Below are 16,357 nucleotides of genomic sequence, written 5' to 3'. Positions count from 1 at the left end.
GATCTCCGCCATGTTCGACGACGACATCGAGATCCCAGTTGCCGCGGACCGGCAGCTCGATGAAGCCTGCGAATTTTCCTGCGTCGATCGTGGCCAACGTCATGCCGACCGGCGACCGCTTCTCGACGGGGCGCACGAGTTCCGCGACGACATGGGCGCCGGCGAGAGGTTGGCCCAGCGCATCGAACACCGCGATCTCCAGGCGGCCGGTTTCGGCCCGCCAGGCCGTGTCGATCCGCCAGCCCAGCGCATCGCGCGCTTTCTGCTCGGCAACGACCGTATTGTAGTGCAATCCCCGTTCGCGCGGCTTGGGCGTGTAGAGCCCCGAGAACGAGCCGAATGCGAAAGTGATCATGATGGCGTTCACGGCGAAAACGACGGCAAACCCAGCGACGAAGAGCCAGGGAATGTAGCGGCTGCGGGAGGCAAGGGCGGTGGTCATGGGTTCCTCCTATCGTGCTGGTCCGACGAAGACCGCATCGTGCGACGCGCGTTTGCGGCTGGTCTTGTCGCCGACGGTGAACTCGATCGGCTTCGAGCCCGATGGCGCCGAGCCGGCGGGAACGGTGAGAAAGATGCGGAAGGTGCCGACGCTGTCGGGATGCACGGCCAGTCGTGTTACGGCGGTGCCGCCCTGGATGTCGGCGCCGACGAAGCCCACGGTGGCTCCCGGCAGCCCTTCGACGGCGAGCTGCAGGCGCTGTTCGTCACGGCTCTTGTTCAGGATCTTCACGGCATAGGAGTTGCGGATGTCGCCATTCGACAGCCGCACGAAATTCGGACTGCGGTCGCGCTGGACCGTGAGTTCGATGTCGGTGCGCAGCCAGAAGGCACTCAGCATCACGGCGGTCACGACGACAAGCAGCGCCGCATACAACAGGGTCCGCGGCCGCAGCGGCCGCCAGGCGGCGCCGCCCACGCCCTTTTCCTTGGCCTGCTGGTTCGCAAGCGTGTCCCAGAGAATCAGGTTGGGTGGCCGGTCGACCTTGCCCATGGTCTGATTGCAGGCATCGATGCAGAGACCGCAGCCGATGCACTCGATCTGCTGGCCGTCACGGATGTCGATTCCAGTCGGGCACACGGCAACGCACAGATTGCAGTCGACACAATCGCCGCGCCCATCCCAGCTCGCACCCGCCTTATGTTTGCCGCGCGGTTCGCCGCGCCATTTCTGATAGGTGACGATGACGCTCTGCTCGTCGAGCATCGCGGCCTGGAAGCGGGGCCACGGGCACATGTAGGTGCAGACCTGCTCACGCGCCCAGCCTGCCAGCGTATAGGTCGTGGCAGTCAGGAGGCCGATGAAGACGTAGACCTCAAGTGAGGCTTCGCCGCGAAAGATCTTCACAAGCGTGCTGGGGGCGTCGACGTAGTAGAAAACCCAGGCGCCACCCGTGGCGGCAGCGATGGCGAGCCATACGGTATGCTTCAAGGCCTTGCGTGCGGCCTTGCCGGCCGACATTGGCAGACGGTCGAGCCGCATGCGTTCGTTGCGATCGCCTTCGATCAGGCGCTCGACCAGCATGAAGAGGTCGGTCCAGACGGTCTGCGGGCAGGCAAAGCCGCACCAGATCCGGCCGAACAGCGCTGTCGCGAAGAAGAGGCCGAAGGCGCCCAGGATCAGGAGGCCGGTGACGAAGTAGATCTCCTGCGGCCAGATGACGACATCGAAGAACCAGCCGCGCCGGCCGTCGAGGTCGATCAGGATGGCCTGGTTGGGGGCGTCGGGACCGCGATCCCAGCGCAGCCAGGGCACGACATAGTAGAGGCCCAGCAGAAGGGCGACGGCTGCCCATTTGACGCGGCGCCACAAGCCCTTGATCGCGCGCGGATAGACCTTGATGCGCGTGATGTAGAGCGGCAGTTCGGCCTTGCGGGTACGCAGCGAGACCGCATCTTCGTCCTGGATCCTGGCGTCCATTTCATTCTCGCCGGGTGCCTAGCGTCCACCGCCGAGAGAATGAACGTAGATCGCGAGCATCTTCATCGTCGCATCGTCGAGGCGCGTGCCCCACGCCGGCATGCTGCCATTGCGGGCATAGAAGATGGTCCGATAGAGCGAGTCGCGGTCGCCGCCGTAGAGCCAGATGCCGTCGGCAAGGTTGGGCGCGCCCAGCTCCTGGTTGCCCGTGCCGTCGGCCTTGTGACAGGCGACGCATTGCTCCTGCCAGATTTTGGCGCCCTCCGGCGTAGCCTTTGCGCGACCTGACAGGCTCAACACATAGTCGGTCACGGCCGCAACCTGGGCGGCAGTCAGCAGGCCGTCGACGCCGAAGCGGGGCATCAGGGATTGCCGCGACTTGTCGTCGGCATTGCGGATACCATGGTCGATGGTCGCGTAGATCTGGTCGATGTTGCCACCCCAGATCCAATCGTCATCGACCAGGTTTGGGAAGCCGGTGCTGCCGGCGCCGCCAGCGCCGTGGCACTGCAGACAGTTGGTCTGGAAGGCGGAACGGCCGCCGGCCAGGGCGAAGTTGAACAGTTCCGGGTCCTTGCGGATGTCGGCGAGGGAGGTTGCCCGAATCTTGTCGACGAACTTCGATCGCGCCTTGGTCTGGTCCGCAAGTGCAACCGTGAGTTCGGTGCGACTCGAGTAGCCCAAAAGACCCTGTGTGTGACCCGTGAGCCAGGGCCAGGACGGGTAGAGGGCACAATAGACGACGGCGAACGCGATCGTTGCATAGAATGTGTAGACCCACCAGGTCGGCAGCGGCGTGTTGAGTTCCTTCACGCCGTCCCATTCGTGGCCGGTGGTATCCTGGCCCGACACGGTATCCTTTTCGATCTTCGTCGGCATGACCGGTCCCTCAGCCTTCGTCGTTCATCGGAATGTGCGCGTCTTTCTCGAAGCGCTTGCGGTTGGCGGGCCGCCACGCCCAGAACACGATGCCGGCGAAGATCAGCACAGCCCACACCGTCCAGATCGAGGTGAGGATTGAGTTGACGGTTTCGAGGTTCATGGCTGTCTCCCTATTGCCGCAGCCGGTCGGGCGGCAGGTCGCCGAAGCGGACCAGCGTACCCAGCATCTGAAGGTAGGCCACCAGCGCGTCGAGCTCGGTGATCTCGGCCGACTCGCCGTTGAACTTGCCGACGACGGCGCGGGGATAGCGCTTTTCGAGCGCGGTCGGATCGGCGTCCGGATTGACCTGGGCCTCGAGGTCGGCCCTGGCATTGGAAATCATCTCGTCGGTATAGGGTGTGCCGACGGCGCGCAGTGCCTTGAGGTGCTGGGCGATGTCGTCGAACTCGAGCTTGCGCGTGGCGAGGAACGGGTAGGCCGGCATGACGCTTTCCGGCACGACGGCCCGTGGCGAGATCATGTGGGCCACGTGCCAGTCGTTCGAGTAGCGGCCGCCGACCCTGGCAAGATCGGGCCCGGTACGCTTGGAGCCCCACTGGAAGGGCTTGTCGTACATGCTCTCGGCCGCGAGGCTGTAGTGGCCGTAGCGCTCGACCTCGTCCTTGAACGGACGGATCTGCTGGCTATGGCAGAGATAGCATCCCTCGCGGATGTAGATGTTGCGTCCCAGGACCTCGAGCGGCGTGTAGGGCCGCACGCCGTCGACACGCTCGATCGTGCTTTCGATGGTGAACAGCGGGATGATCTGGACCAGACCACCGATCGACACGGTGATCAGGGTCAGCACGACCATCAGGATGACGTTCTTCTCGATCGTCGCGTGGCGGATGAACATTGCGCGTCTCCTAGGCCGCGAGTGCCGGGCGGGGACGCGCGGCAGCCACTTCGGGCTCGCCGCGGATCGTGCGCCACATGTTGTAGGCCATGATCAGGCCGCCGCTCAGGAAGAAGAGACCACCCAGCAGGCGGATTGCGTAGAATGGCTTCATGGCGGCGACCGTCTCGACGAACGAGTACTGCAGGAAGCCGAGCTCGTCGTAGGCGCGCCACATCAGGCCCTGCATGATGCCGCTCACCCACATCGCGGTGATGTAGAGAACGATGCCGATGGTGGCGATCCAGTAGTGCCAGCCGATCAGGCGCGTCGACCACATCGCGGGCCGGTTCCACATCTTCGGCACGAGGTAGTACATCGTGCCGAATACGATGAAGGCTACCCAGCCCAACGCACCGGAGTGCACGTGGCCGATGGTCCAGTCGGTGTAGTGGCTGAGCGAGTTGACGGCCTTGATCGACATGACCGGCCCCTCGAAGGTGGCCATGCCGTAGAAGCCGACGGCGGTCACCGAGAAGCGCAGGCCGGGATCTGTGCGCAGCTTGTCCCAGGCGCCGGACAGCGTCATCAGGCCGTTGATCATGCCGCCCCAGCTCGGCATCCACAGCATGACCGAGAACACCATGCCGAGTGTCTGCGCCCAGTCGGGCAGGGACGTGTAGTGCAAGTGATGCGGCCCGGCCCAGATGTACATGAACACCAGGGACCAGAAGTGCACGATCGACAGCCGGTAGGAGTAGACCGGCCGGTTCGCCGCCTTGGGGATGTAGTAGTACATCATGCCCAGGAATGCCGCGGTCAGGAAGAAACCGACAGCGTTGTGGCCGTACCACCACTGGATCATCGCGTCCTGCACGCCCGACCAGGCGCCGTAGCTCTTGGTGCCGACGACCGACACCGGCATCGCCAGGTTGTTGACGATGTGCAGCATGGCAATGGTGATGATGAAGGCGAGGTAGAACCAGTTGGCGACGTAGATGTGTGGCTCTTCCCGCTTCAGGACGGTGCCGAGGTAGGCAATCAGGTAGGCTACCCAGACGATCGTGAGCCACAGGTCGGCGTACCACTCCGGTTCGGCGTATTCCTTGCTCTGGGTGATGCCCAGCAGATAGCCGGTGGCGGCGATCACGATGAAGAACTGGTAGCCCAGCAGTACGAACCATCCGAGCGGAGCGCCGCCGAACAGTCGGGCGCGGCAGGTGCGCTGCACGACGTGGAAGGCGGTGCCGATCAGGGCCGTGCCCCCGAACGCGAAGACGGCTGCCGACGTGTGGAGTGGCCGCAGGCGTCCGAAGGTGAGGTACTCGCTATCGAAGCTGAGCTGCGGCCATACCAGTTGGGCGGCGATGACGACGCCGACCGTGAATGCGGCGATGCCCCAGAACATTGTCAGGATCACCGCTGCGCGGATGACATCTTCGACATATCGGGGGGCCGGCGAAGGGCCGGCTGAAAGGGCGGTATTGCTGGACATTCGATCTCCCCGCACTCGTGGCGCGGAAAATCAATGTCAGAGCCGCGGGTGATCCACTTTGACCTGTGTCAAAGCCCGTGGCTGCATTCCAGCGTCAATTCGCCCGCAGACGGGGAGAAACGCCATGAGCGAGACGATTGCCGTATTCCCGGCGCCACGACCTCAGATCAGGCAGGTTCCGCTGGACCGGCCCTGGGTCTGGCTTGCCGCCGGATGGCGCGACATCCTTGCCGCGCCGGGAATCAGCCTTACCTATGGCCTGATGCTGGTCGCAGTGAGCTGGCTGGCCATCGCATTGTTTCTGTGGCTCGATTTCCCGTATCTGGTGCTGCCGCTCAGCGCGGGATTTTTCTTCGTGGGGCCTTTCATTGCTGTAGGCCTCTATGAGGTCAGCCGCCGCCTCGAAGCAGGCCTTGTGGTCGATGGTGAGACGACCCTGTTCGCCTGGCGGCGCAATCCCGGACAGATCGCGCTGATGGGAGCGCTGCTCCTCTTCTTCCACCTCGGCTGGATGCGCACGGCGCAATTGTTGTTCGCCATCTTCGAATGGCGGACCGTGCCGTCGTGGGATCGCTTCATGGATCTCGTCTGGACGTCTTCGCGCAGCCTTCCGTTCCTGGCGCTGGGCGTTGGCGCAGGCGCCGTGCTGGCCGCCATCGCTTTCGCCATCGGTGCCTTCTCTATTCCCTACCTTCTCGATCGGCGGAACTCGAATATGTTCGAGGCGATCGCAACTTCCGTTGCCGCGGTTCGGATCAATCTCCGCCCGATGCTGCTGTGGGCGGCACTGATCGTCTTCCTGGTGGTGCTAGGAATGGTACCGGGCATGATCGGCCTCGTCATCACCTTGCCGCTAGTGGCGCACGCGACCTGGCATGCCTACCGTGACGTTGTTCATTTCGAAGAAAGAGGCCGGGATTGACCTGCATCAATAGACGCGCGGCGGTCAGCACCTACATCGATATTGGGGAGTTCCCCGATCACCTGGAGGTTTGCAATGGCTGACTCTCTTCAACGATCGCAGCAGAACGCCGCCCTGACGCCCTTCGGCGGTGACTTTGATCGCTTCTTCAACCGCATGATGCGCAGCTGGCCATTTGGCTGGCCGGAGTCTACGACGGCGGGCGAGCCTCGCGCGCTACGCGCCTTCGAACACATGCCCAGCGTTGAGGTAAAGGAAAACGGCAAGTCCTACACCGTCTCGGTCGAGCTTCCAGGCCTGGACGAGAAGGATGTCAAGGTTCTGGTCGAGGACGATATCCTGACCATCTCGGGCGAGAAGAAGGTGGAGCGGACCGACGACAAGACCCACTACTCGGAACGCAGCTACGGCAGCTTCACCCGCGCCTTCACCTTGCCGGCCGATGCCGATCGCAATGCTGTCACGGCTCGCTTCGCCAAGGGACTGCTGACCCTCGAAATCGGCAAGACAGTGAACGCGCCCGCTCAAGGCAAGGAAATCGAGATCAAGCCATCATAGGATCCGATGAATGTCTCACCGATGCCCGGATCATCGGGGCATCGGTGAACAATACTGGCATTCTGTGAGGATGACGCCGTGTTCGCGATGGTTCTCCAGGGTGTCGGGCAGCCGCTCGTTGCCCGCACTCTGCCGGATCGTACCCCAGGGCCGGGCGAGATTCTGGCGCATGTTGCAGCCTGCGCGGTATGCCGGACCGATCTACACGTGGTGGACGGCGAACTAAAGACGCCACGGCTTCCACTGATTCCCGGCCACGAGATCGTGGCGCGTGTCATCTCCTGTGGACCTGGCGTCACCGGCTTTGCGTCAGGCATGCGAATTGGAATCCCATGGCTCGGTTGGGCGTGTGGGACCTGTCCGCAGTGTCGCGGCGGCCGGGAGAACCTCTGCTCCGAGGCACGCTTCACTGGATACCAGATCGATGGCGGCTATGCCGACCGCGTCGTCGCCGATGCACGTTTCTGCTTTGCCCTACCCGATGCCTACGACGATCTGCATGCCGCGCCCCTGCTGTGCGCCGGGTTGATCGGTTGGCGCTCGCTGGTCAAGGCGGGCGACGGCCGGCGACTCGGCATTTATGGGTTCGGTGCCGCTGCCCACATCGTGATCCAGGTCGCTCGCTGGCAGGGGCGTGAGGTCTACGCTTTTACACGGCCAGGCGATGAGGAGGCCCAACGCTTTGCCAAGTCGATGGGCGCGATTTGGGCCGGTCCTTCGACGGCATCGCCGCCCGAGCCTTTAGATGCTGCCATTCTCTTCGCGCCGGTTGGCTTTCTCGTGCCGCTTGCCCTCCAGGCCGTGCGACCCGGCGGGCGTGTGGTCTGTGGCGGCATTCACATGAGTGACATCCCATCCTTTCCCTACGACATCCTGTGGGGCGAACGCGAAATCGTATCGGTAGCCAACTTGACGCGTCGCGATGCGGAGGAATTTCTGCGTCTTGCTCCCAAGGTGCCGGTCCGGACCGAGGTGGAGCGCTTCGACCTGGCCGATGCCAATTCCGCGCTGGACGCTCTTCGTGCGGGCAAGCTGCGCGGTGCGGCCGTTCTGGTGCCTCCCTCGTCCTAAAGGCGCGAGGCTGCCAATGCCAACATCAGCGCGGCATTGGCGAGCAGCAGCGGCGCGGCGATCCAGCGTGCCACACTTTGCAGGCGGCGTCGGACGATGAGGCCTCCCCAGCCGACGGCGACCAGCGCAGGCACCGTGCCGGAGGCAAAGGCGGCCATGGCGAAGGCGCCTTCGCGGAGGGACGCCGTTCCAGCTGCCGCAGCGAGAGCGCCGTAGAGCAGGCCACAGGGCAGGAATCCGAGTACGACACCAAGGGCATATCGTGCCGCCGGCCCTCGTGAGGACGAAAGCGGCCCGGCAAGCCGTGCCAGCCCTGCGGTCAGCGGCGACGCCGTCCCGGCCGCGAGCCCGAACGCCTGTAACAGCATCAGTGCGGCGGCGATCAGGAGCAGGACGCTCGACAGCCACGCGAACGTCGACGTCGCGGTGAACACCGCGGTCGCGGCGCCGGCTGCCGCGCCGAGCGCAGTGTAGGTCGTGAGGCGGCCGAGGTGATAGGGAATCAGCGATGCGCCGGCGAGCCGCTGCCATTCACCATAGCTGCCGACCGCTCCCTTCTCGGCATCGGCCATGACCTGGCCCAGCACGAACGGCCCGCACATTCCCACGCAATGCACCAGACTGCCCGTCAGGCCGGCAAAGAACAGCGCGCTCGGCAGGCCTGCGGGCTGCGCGGCCACGTGCGCGAGGCCCTGCCGGCAAGCCGAGATCACGTCCATGATGAAGTCCATCGCGTGGCATCATAGCGCCTAAGCGGTGCGCCCGGGAGCATTGCCCGCCGTCGAAGCGATGCGCTCGCTTGACCTGTGTCAATCGCGCCCGCTTCGGATCATGGCAGAAATCGAGGGCTATGGAGCCTGCCATCCTTGCTGCCTATGACCGGCCGGTGCCGCGCTACACCAGCTATCCGACGGCCGCGCAATTCGATTCCTCGGTTGGTCCGGAACAGCACGCGAACTGGCTGAGAGATCTTGCAGTTGGTGAGGCGGCGCTGTACTTGCACGTGCCTTTCTGCCGGCAGCTCTGCTGGTATTGCGCCTGCCACACCATGGCGATGCGCCGGGACGGCACTCTCGACGCCTATGCTGCGGCCCTTGAGGACGAACTCACCCTGCTTGCGCGGACTGTTCCGGGCTTCATGATCGGCTCGATGCAATGGGGCGGTGGCACGCCAACCCAGCTCGGCCCCAGTCGGTTGCGCGCGATCGGGCGGCTGATCGATACCCTGTTCGATCGCCGGTGCGATGCCGAGATCTCCATGGAGGTCGATCCGCGCCATTGCGACGAGGCGACCGTCCAGGCCATGGCGGATCTTGAGGTGACGCGAGTCAGTTTCGGGGTTCAGGATTTCGATGCCGCGGTCCAGCGGGCAATCAACAGGGTTCAATCCTTCGAAACGACTCTGGCCACCCTTGAGCGGGTGCGCCGGGCCGGAATGACCAGGATCAACGTCGATCTCGTCTACGGCCTGCCCAGCCAGACCCTCGAGACGCTGTCACGCACGCTCGACCTGGCCCTTGCCTTGGCGCCCGACCGCTTCGCCGTGTTCGGCTATGCCCACGTGCCCTGGATGAAGCCTCACCAGAAGCTGATTCCCAGCGAGACGCTGCCCGATGCCGCGGCGCGCTCGGCAATGGCGGCCTTGGTCTCGGAACGGCTGGTCGGCGGGGGCTACTTGCGAGTGGGGCTCGATCACTATGCCCGGCCTGCCGACAAGTTGGCCCGAGCGGTGGTTAACCGGCGGCTGCAGCGCAACTTCCAGGGCTATGTCGCCGGCGATCCACCCTGGGTGGTTGGTATCGGAGCATCCGCGATCTCCTGTCTGCCGGCTGGCTTCTCGCAGAATGCCGCAGATCCGACGGAGTACATGGCGGCGATGGGCCGGGGAGGCTTTGCGACCGTTCGCGGTATTGCTGTCGATGTCGAGGATCGTCTACGCGGCGATATCATCAGCCAGCTGATGTGCCGCTACACAGCCGATATCGGCGAGACTTGCAGGAAGCATGGCACGGAGGCCGCTGCCTTCCTTGCAACCGTCGACGGGCTCGCGCCACTCGTCCGTGACGGACTGGTCTCGATCCATGGCGGACTGTTGGCCGTTACCGAGCTCGGCCGGCCGCTCGTTCGCTCCGTTTGCGCTGCCTTCGACCGATACTACACGGGCACCGAAGGCCGTCATGCACGGGGTATCTAGGCCCCACCGGGATCGCCGACCAGAAGAGGAGTATCAATCGTGAGTGTTCATCAACTTGTCGCGAAGCACGTTCAGGCTGCTTTGGATGAGGCTGCAGCGCGATCAATTTCCGACGACGTGGTGGCGCGTTGTCTGCTGTCCGAGGCAATTCGCCTGTTCAAGACCAAGCGTACGAACGAAGATATCGCGGCCGAACTGACCGGTGCCGCCGACAACCTCGACGACGACACGCCGTTCGTCTTCATGCGACCGTAGCAACCGGGTTTGTCTGCTGGCTAGACGCCCAGACGCGCTTCAGGCGGCAGGACCTTCATGTGGTTCTCGACCCGCTTCACGCCCCGGACATTTTCGGCGGCGATCCGGTAGGCGTCCCGCACGGCGTCGCTGTTGACGAACCCCCAAAGATGCACGACGCCGCTCTCGGCAACGACGCAGGCCGTCTGGTTCGTCGCCCATCCATGCCGGGCGAGTTCGGACGTCACGAGAGAGCGGACTTTCTCGTCGCCCGCCGGGTCCTCCGACGAAACGGGTTCGCGGGCCAGCAGGCCTTGGAGGAGATTGGCCCGGCTCACGATACCCACGACCTTGCCGTCACGCACGATGGGGATACGCTTCACGCGATGGCGCTGCATGAGGGTCGCGATCTCCCCCAGGGTCGCACGTTCATCCGCCGTCACCAGGTTCTTGGTCATGACGTCGGCGACGCGATGGGAATGCGCCCGGATGTAGTCGTTGGCCAGGACGGCATCGTCTGACAGAAGCCGCTGCAGCCACGACTTGCCGGGGGCCGTGCCGATCTCGGAGCGGTACATCAGGTCGGCCTCGCTGACGATGCCGATCAGCGTGCCGTCGACGTCGACGACGGGGGCCGCGCTGATGCCGGCATTCAGCATTACTTGCGCTGCCTCGTAGACGGAGGCATCCGCAGCCAGCGAATGAATTTGCCGTGTCATGACCTGTTTGGCGCGCATTCCAATCTCCTTGGTGACGCCGGCTTACGGCCGCGACGTCTTATGTCCATTGTCTGCTGGAGGGGAAATCGATCATTGCTGTAGATCAAGGCCCGCGGCATCGGCCCGCGAGATTGATGCACATCAAGGGGAAGTGCCGGCTGGATGCCTAGTCTTGAAGGGAGGCCGGTGGCCTGACAATGTCGAAAGCATTGCAATGCGCCAAATAATGAAAAGGTGGGGGTCGTGGGTGACGTGAATCGTAGTTCGTTGCCGCGCGACTTCATTTGGGGTGTCTCGACATCGAGCTACCAGATCGAAGGGGCGGTACAGGTAGATGGCCGGGGTCCGAGCGTGTGGGATGGCTATTGCCGCTCGCCCGGCCACGTCGCCAATGGCGATACCGGCGATGTTGCGTGCGATCACTATCATCGGTACCAGGAGGACATCGCCTTGATGCGGGACCTCGGCGTCGGCGCCTACCGGTTTTCGATCGCCTGGCCGCGTGTATTGCCCACCGGTCGCGGCCAGGCCAACGAGGCGGGATTGGCCTTTTACGACCGGCTGATCGACGGATTGCTCGCCGCGAATATCGAGCCCTGGCTCTGCCTCTACCACTGGGATCTGCCGCAGGCGCTCGAAGACCAGGGCGGTTGGCTCAATCGGGACATTGTCGGCTGGTTTGGCGACTATGCCCAGCTTATCGCGACGCGATTCGGCGATCGGGTTGGGCGGTTCGCCACCTTCAATGAGCCGTCGGTGTTCACCCTGTTCGGCTATGGCTTCGCCTGGCATCCGCCGGGGGCGACCGATCCGGCCGGCCTGTACAAGGCCACGCATTACGTGAACCTGGCCCATGGCGCGGGTGTCGACGCCCTGCGCGCGCATGCGCCATCGGCGCTCGTCGGCGCGATCCACAATGTGCAGCCCGCTCGCGCGGCGGGGCCCACCGCGGCCGACGAAGCGGCTGCGGTGTTGCTCGACGAGCACTGGAACAAGGCTTTTCCCGAGGCCCAGATTCTCGGTCACTATCCGCCCGCGCTGGCCCGTGCGATCGAGCCGTACATACAGCCGGGAGATCTCGCCCGGATCTGCCGTCAGCCGGATTGGTTCGGGGTCAATCACTACTCGCCGGTCTACGCCCGGGCCGACGCGACTGCGCCTTTGGGTTTCGCCTGGGCCGATGCCCCCGCGGATGTGCCGCGATCGCCGATCGGGTGGCAGATGGATCCGGCCGCATTTCGCGACACTTTGATTGACGTGCATCGGCGGTATCGGTTGCCGATCTACGTTCTGGAGAACGGCGCGGGCGCGGTCGAGAAGCCTGATGCGGCGGGTGCGATCGAGGATCACGAGCGCATCGGCTATCTTTCCACCTATACCGATGCCCTGCGCGAGGCGGTTGTCGCCGGTGCCGACGTCCGCGGCTATTTTGTCTGGTCGCTGCTCGACAATTTCGAATGGGGGGCGGGATACGCCAGTCGGTTCGGGCTCGTCTATGTCGACTACCCGACATTGCGGCGCATTCCCAAGGCATCGGCCCGTTGGTATGCACAATTGATCCGGTCCGAGCGGGCCGGCGCGGCGCGGTGAGACGCGTCCTTCTTGCCGATATCGGCGGGACCTATGCCCGGTTCGCCATGCAGCACGGCGATAAATTGGGGCCGGTTCGCTCATTGGACGTCCGTGCCCATGCAACGATGGGCGATGCCTTCAGATTCTTCCTCGCCGGTTGGGACGATGGCGCCCCGATCGATGCCGCGATCCTTGCCGTGGCCGGTCCAGTCGAGAGCGGTCGCTGTGCGCTCACCAATTCGTCCTGGGTCGCTGACGCCTCCGGTCTACAGGATGAATTCGCGATTCCGAGTGTGCGCATCGTTAACGACCAGGAAGCGGCCGCATGGGGTTTGTCTCAATTCTCGCCGTCGGATACCCGCCTCATAGGCCCCGATACCCCCATAATCGGCGCGCCCATGGCTCTTCTTAGTCCAGGCACGGGTTTGGGAATGGCCTGTCTCATTCCCGGAACATCCGCCACCATCGTGATCGCGAGCGAAGGTGGCCACGCCACGCTGGCCGCGGCGACCGCCCGGGAGGAGGCCCTGATCGGAGTCCTTCGCCGGCAATTCGGACATGTTTCGGCAGAGCGGATCCTGTCCGGCAATGGGCTGGTCAATCTCTACCGCGCCGTTGCGACGATCGACGGCGTCGATTTCGTGCCGCGGGCCGCGGCTGAGATCACGCGCGCGGCGCTCGATGGCGCCTGTACCACGTGCCGAACGACGCTCGATACATTCTGCGGCTTGCTGGGTGGCGTCGCCGGTGATCTGGCGCTGCTTTTCGGTGCGCGTGGCGGCATCTTCATCGGTGGTGGCATCGCCCCGCGAATCGTCGAGTATCTCTGTCGCTCGGATTTTCGCGAGCGATTCGAGGCCAAGGGCCGGCTTGGGCGCTATCTTGCCAGGATCCCCGTACGCATCATTCTGCGTCCCGACCCGGCCTTCCTTGGATTGGCGGCGCTCGCCCGGTCGGATAAACCTCTGTCCAATGTCTGACGGTGACTATCCCGCAGCGGCCGGCCACGAGCCGTTGCGCCGGTTCTGGCGCAGCGCCCGCGGTTTCTGGCATGGCCCAACGGCCACGCTGGCGTGGGGGCTGATCGTGCTGCTGGTCGTTTGCGTGGTGTTGCAGTTGCTCGTTCAATACCGGCTCAATCTTTGGAACCGCGACTTCTTCAATGCACTCGAATTTCGCAATAGTCCGGAGATCTGGCGCCAGACCTATTTGTTGATGCTGTTTGCGGTAATGAGCATCGTCCTCGCCGTCATAGCGGTATGGGGCCGCATGACCTTCCAGCGGTCATGGCGGGAATGGGTCACCCGAACTCTCGTCGAGGCCTGGCTCGGCGAGGATCGTTATCGCCGTCTCGATCTCTGGAATGGCGAACACCAGAACGCCGAATATCGTATCGCCGAGGATGCCCGACTGGCGACCGATGCGCCGATCGACCTCGTCGTCGGCCTTCTTGCCTCCGTGCTTTCCGCCGGAACCTTCGTCGTCGTGCTGTGGAATGTCGGCGGTTCGTTGGATGTCGAGCCGTTCGGCTGGAGTTTTGCCATCCCCGGATACCTGGTGGTTTCGGTCGTCGTCTATGCAGCGGCAACGACGGGCGTCATGATGCTGGTCGGCCGTCACATGGTCGGCGTCATCGAGCGCAAGAATCAGGCCGAGTCGGAGCTGAAATATGCCGTCGCCCATCTGCGCGAGAGCGCTACGGCGTCGTCGGCGCAGACCAACCTCGCGACGACGACGGCGGCAGTCGGCACTGCGCTGCGTGACGTCATCAGCGAGTGGAGACGGCTGTGTGGCCAGCACATGCGCACGACATTCGTCTCTCATGGCAACACTCTGCTGGCACCTCTGGTCGGTCTGATTCTGTGCGTGCCTCATTACGTCCAGGGCACCATGTTGCTGGGCGAGGTCACCCAGGCCGCGGCGGCATTTGTCGCGGTGCAGGGGGCTTTCAACTGGCTGGTCGACAACTACCCGCGCCTGGCGGAGTGGCTGTCGTCGGCGAACCGCGTTGGCACGCTTCTGGCTGCTTTCGATCGCCTGACCAGCAGGGATGAGTCGACGTCCGTCCATACGGCGACGACGGGCGAGACAGCCTAGAAGCGGCATTGCCGGCCCGGGCATGGTACCGTCGGCCGGGACACTGACCCGGCTGGAGCTGATGACCACGGATACCTCGACACCGCGGGACTTCGAGAGCCTGACCATCGCGTTGGAGGCGGCGGAGGCGCGTTTGCAGTCGATCCTGCAGACGGTCCCCGATGCCATGCTCATTATCGACGAGCGAGGACGCGTCGAGTCGTTGAGTGCGACGGCAGAGCGTTTGTTCGCATACGCAAAGGAGGAGGTCGTTGGTCGGAATGTCGACATGCTCATGGCGACGCCCCACCGCGAACAGCATGATTCATACCTCAAGCGCTACCTGACCACTGGCGAGCGCCGGATCATCGGGATCGGACGCGTCGTCACCGGACGACGCAAGGATGGAACGACTTTCCCAATGCATCTCACAGTGGGCGAGTTGCAGTTGGCCGACAGGCACTATTTCACCGGCTTCATTCGCGACCTGACCGATCAGCAGTTGACGGAAAGCCGCCTCAAGGAGCTGCAGTCGGAAGTGACGCATATGTCCCGCTTCATGGCGTTGGGCGAGATGGCATCGACCTTGGCGCACGAGATCAACCAGCCCCTGACCGCCATCGCCAACTACCTCAAGGGTTGCCGGCGTCTGCTCGAACGCATGGCTGGAGAGCAGGTACTTGTGTTGCGTGATGCCGTGGGCAAGGCGGCGGACCAGGCGTTGCGTGCTGGCGACATTATTCGTCGCCTGCGCGAGTTCGTGGCGCGTGGCGAAAGCGAGCGGCGGATCGAAAGTCTGCCGAAACTGATCGAGGATGCGAGCACCCTGGCCGTGATCGGGGCCAAGGAACATGCCGTAGCGGTGTCCTTCCGGCTCGACCCGGCGGCCGACCTCGTGCTCGCGGATCGCATCCAGGTCCAGCAAGTCCTGGTCAATCTGATCCGCAACGCCATTGAGGTCATGTCCGAAGGGGGGGCACGGCGACAACTGGACATCGCGACTGTCGTTGCTGACGGGGATCTCGTCGAAGTCAGCGTCGCGGACACCGGAGCCGGGATCGCGCCGGAGATCGCCGCGCAGCTCTTCCAGCCTTTCGTCACCACCAAGCGCAAGGGCATGGGGCTCGGCTTGTCGATCTGCCGGACCATTATCGAAGCGCACGGTGGCAAGATCTGGGTCGACTCGCGACCGGATGGCGGTACGATCTTCCGGTTTACCTTGCCGGCCGCAAAAGGGGAGGGGCAGTCCCTTGTCGAGTAGCCAGATCGTTCACGTCGTCGACGATGACGTCGCCGTTCGGCAGTCCCTGGCCTTTCTCCTAAGCACGGCCGGCTATGCGGTTCGCGTCCATGAATCGGCTGTCGCGTTTCTCGCCGCCTTGCCCGACGTCCGGGACGGCTGCGTCGTCACCGACATCCGGATGCCGGGGATGGATGGGCTGGAACTGCAGCGCCAGTTGCGGACGCTGAAAGTGGGATTGCCCGTCATTGTGATCACCGGGCACGGCGATATTGCTCTGGCGGTGCTGGCGATGAAGGCGGGAGCGGTCGACTTCATCGAGAAGCCGTTCGACGACGAAGTGCTGTTGGCGGCCATCAGGACGGCGCTCGTAAGCCATGTCCAGGACGTCGAACGCGATGCCCGGGTCGCCGAGGTCCATCGCCGCCTTGAGTCTCTGTCGGATCGGGAGCGGGATGTCCTTGAGGGTCTGGTGGCCGGCAAGCCGAACAAGATCATTGCCCACGAACTCGGGATCAGCGCCCGGACCGTCGAGGTCTACCGTGCCAATGTCATGACCAAAATGCGGGCGGATAGCTTGTCGGAGCTCGTGCGAATG

Annotated in this window: 17 protein-coding genes and 1 pseudogene; 10 read left to right on the top strand and 8 right to left on the bottom strand. The window is 64.0% G+C overall.

Features of this window, described 5'->3' with window-relative positions:
* The 6 genes from EPO55_RS13225 to ccoN form a co-directional block, all read right to left on the bottom strand.
* Positions 1–442 (bottom strand): FixH family protein (locus EPO55_RS13225; RefSeq protein WP_296337342.1); only part of this gene is annotated, 442 nt, incomplete at its 3' end.
* A 9-nt stretch (positions 443–451) separates the two neighbouring features.
* Entirely contained in the window at positions 452–1,921 is a 1,470-nt protein-coding gene (ccoG, locus tag EPO55_RS13220; protein ID WP_296337341.1) for a cytochrome c oxidase accessory protein CcoG, read from the bottom strand.
* 18 nt (positions 1,922–1,939) lie between these two features.
* Positions 1,940–2,800, bottom strand: a complete 861-nt coding sequence (gene ccoP, locus EPO55_RS13215; protein WP_296337340.1) for a cytochrome-c oxidase, cbb3-type subunit III — start codon at positions 2,798–2,800, stop codon at positions 1,940–1,942.
* Positions 2,801–2,810: 10 nt separating this feature from the next.
* Positions 2,811–2,963, bottom strand: a complete 153-nt coding sequence (locus tag EPO55_RS13210; protein WP_296337339.1) for a cbb3-type cytochrome c oxidase subunit 3 — start codon at positions 2,961–2,963, stop codon at positions 2,811–2,813.
* A 10-nt stretch (positions 2,964–2,973) separates the two neighbouring features.
* Entirely contained in the window at positions 2,974–3,699 is a 726-nt protein-coding gene (gene ccoO / locus EPO55_RS13205) for a cytochrome-c oxidase, cbb3-type subunit II (protein WP_296337338.1), read from the bottom strand.
* A 10-nt stretch (positions 3,700–3,709) separates the two neighbouring features.
* Positions 3,710–5,173: a cytochrome-c oxidase, cbb3-type subunit I gene (gene ccoN / locus EPO55_RS13200; RefSeq protein WP_296337337.1), complete on the bottom strand. Its 1,464-nt coding sequence runs from the start codon at positions 5,171–5,173 to the stop codon at positions 3,710–3,712.
* Between the two features lie 124 nt (positions 5,174–5,297).
* Between ccoN and EPO55_RS13195 the strand changes: the two genes are divergently transcribed.
* The 3 genes from EPO55_RS13195 to EPO55_RS13185 all read left to right on the top strand — a co-directional run bounded on the left by EPO55_RS13195 (position 5,298) and on the right by EPO55_RS13185 (position 7,724).
* Positions 5,298–6,095 carry a DUF2189 domain-containing protein gene (locus EPO55_RS13195; RefSeq protein ID WP_296337335.1) on the top strand — a complete coding sequence of 266 codons (798 nt, stop codon included), beginning with the start codon at positions 5,298–5,300 and terminating at the stop codon, positions 6,093–6,095.
* Between the two features lie 75 nt (positions 6,096–6,170).
* Entirely contained in the window at positions 6,171–6,653 is a 483-nt protein-coding gene (locus EPO55_RS13190; RefSeq protein WP_296337334.1) for an Hsp20/alpha crystallin family protein, read from the top strand.
* Between the two features lie 78 nt (positions 6,654–6,731).
* Positions 6,732–7,724 (top strand): zinc-dependent alcohol dehydrogenase family protein, encoded by a 993-nt coding sequence (locus EPO55_RS13185; RefSeq protein ID WP_296337332.1) that lies wholly within the window; start codon positions 6,732–6,734, stop codon positions 7,722–7,724.
* Here EPO55_RS13185 and EPO55_RS13180 read toward each other — a convergent pair.
* Entirely contained in the window at positions 7,721–8,455 is a 735-nt protein-coding gene (locus EPO55_RS13180) for a sulfite exporter TauE/SafE family protein (RefSeq protein WP_296337331.1), read from the bottom strand. The genes EPO55_RS13185 and EPO55_RS13180 overlap by 4 nt on opposite strands.
* A gap of 119 nt (positions 8,456–8,574) precedes the next feature.
* Between EPO55_RS13180 and hemN the strand changes: the two genes are divergently transcribed.
* Together hemN and EPO55_RS13170 are read left to right on the top strand one after the other, a co-directional pair.
* Positions 8,575–9,918, top strand: a complete 1,344-nt coding sequence (hemN, locus tag EPO55_RS13175; RefSeq protein ID WP_296337330.1) for an oxygen-independent coproporphyrinogen III oxidase — start codon at positions 8,575–8,577, stop codon at positions 9,916–9,918.
* A gap of 39 nt (positions 9,919–9,957) precedes the next feature.
* On the top strand, positions 9,958–10,173 hold the full coding sequence (locus tag EPO55_RS13170; RefSeq protein ID WP_296337329.1) for a hypothetical protein: 216 nt from the start codon (positions 9,958–9,960) through the stop codon (positions 10,171–10,173).
* Positions 10,174–10,193: 20 nt separating this feature from the next.
* Here EPO55_RS13170 and EPO55_RS13165 read toward each other — a convergent pair whose 3' ends face one another.
* Positions 10,194–10,889: a CBS domain-containing protein gene (locus tag EPO55_RS13165; protein ID WP_296337328.1), complete on the bottom strand. Its 696-nt coding sequence runs from the start codon at positions 10,887–10,889 to the stop codon at positions 10,194–10,196.
* Positions 10,890–11,114: 225 nt separating this feature from the next.
* On the opposite strand from EPO55_RS13165, the gene EPO55_RS13160 reads away from it, so the two are divergent.
* The 5 genes and pseudogenes from EPO55_RS13160 to fixJ all read left to right on the top strand — a co-directional run.
* Positions 11,115–12,461 carry a GH1 family beta-glucosidase gene (locus tag EPO55_RS13160; protein WP_296337327.1) on the top strand — a complete coding sequence of 449 codons (1,347 nt, stop codon included), beginning with the start codon at positions 11,115–11,117 and terminating at the stop codon, positions 12,459–12,461.
* Entirely contained in the window at positions 12,458–13,423 is a 966-nt protein-coding gene (gene glk, locus EPO55_RS13155) for a glucokinase (RefSeq protein ID WP_296337326.1), read from the top strand. Before EPO55_RS13160 ends, glk begins: the two co-directional genes overlap by 4 nt.
* Positions 13,416–14,540: an SbmA/BacA-like family transporter gene (locus tag EPO55_RS13150; RefSeq protein WP_296337325.1), complete on the top strand. Its 1,125-nt coding sequence runs from the start codon at positions 13,416–13,418 to the stop codon at positions 14,538–14,540. Before glk ends, EPO55_RS13150 begins: the two co-directional genes overlap by 8 nt.
* 124 nt (positions 14,541–14,664) lie before the next feature.
* Positions 14,665–15,780, top strand: a pseudogene (locus EPO55_RS13145) (PAS domain S-box protein); the annotation flags it as partial.
* On the top strand, positions 15,770–16,357 hold a 588-nt coding region (fixJ, locus tag EPO55_RS13140; RefSeq protein ID WP_296337324.1), incomplete at its 3' end, for a response regulator FixJ. The pseudogene EPO55_RS13145 and the gene fixJ, both read left to right, overlap by 11 nt.

The sequence above is a fragment of the Reyranella sp. genome, assembly GCF_004296935.1.
Taxonomy (GTDB): Bacteria; Pseudomonadota; Alphaproteobacteria; order Reyranellales; family Reyranellaceae; genus Reyranella.
This window is presented reverse-complemented; position numbering and strand designations above follow the sequence as displayed.

Bases quoted from the DNA above. Each gene is read 5' to 3' on its own strand.
- ccoO (WP_296337338.1), bottom strand. From the start codon at position 3,699: ATGTTCATCCGCCACGCGACGATCGAGAAGAACGTCATCCTGATGGTC.
- ccoN (WP_296337337.1), bottom strand. From the start codon at position 5,173: ATGTCCAGCAATACCGCCCTTTCAGCCGGCCCTTCGCCGGCCCCCCGA.
- hemN (WP_296337330.1), top strand. From the start codon at position 8,575: ATGGAGCCTGCCATCCTTGCTGCCTATGACCGGCCGGTGCCGCGCTAC.
- ccoG (WP_296337341.1), bottom strand. From the start codon at position 1,921: ATGGACGCCAGGATCCAGGACGAAGATGCGGTCTCGCTGCGTACCCGC.
- EPO55_RS13195 (WP_296337335.1), top strand. From the start codon at position 5,298: ATGAGCGAGACGATTGCCGTATTCCCGGCGCCACGACCTCAGATCAGG.
- EPO55_RS13165 (WP_296337328.1), bottom strand. From the start codon at position 10,889: ATGCGCGCCAAACAGGTCATGACACGGCAAATTCATTCGCTGGCTGCG.
- EPO55_RS13190 (WP_296337334.1), top strand. From the start codon at position 6,171: ATGGCTGACTCTCTTCAACGATCGCAGCAGAACGCCGCCCTGACGCCC.
- EPO55_RS13210 (WP_296337339.1), bottom strand. From the start codon at position 2,963: ATGAACCTCGAAACCGTCAACTCAATCCTCACCTCGATCTGGACGGTG.
- EPO55_RS13180 (WP_296337331.1), bottom strand. From the start codon at position 8,455: ATGGACTTCATCATGGACGTGATCTCGGCTTGCCGGCAGGGCCTCGCG.
- ccoP (WP_296337340.1), bottom strand. From the start codon at position 2,800: ATGCCGACGAAGATCGAAAAGGATACCGTGTCGGGCCAGGATACCACC.
- EPO55_RS13150 (WP_296337325.1), top strand. From the start codon at position 13,416: ATGTCTGACGGTGACTATCCCGCAGCGGCCGGCCACGAGCCGTTGCGC.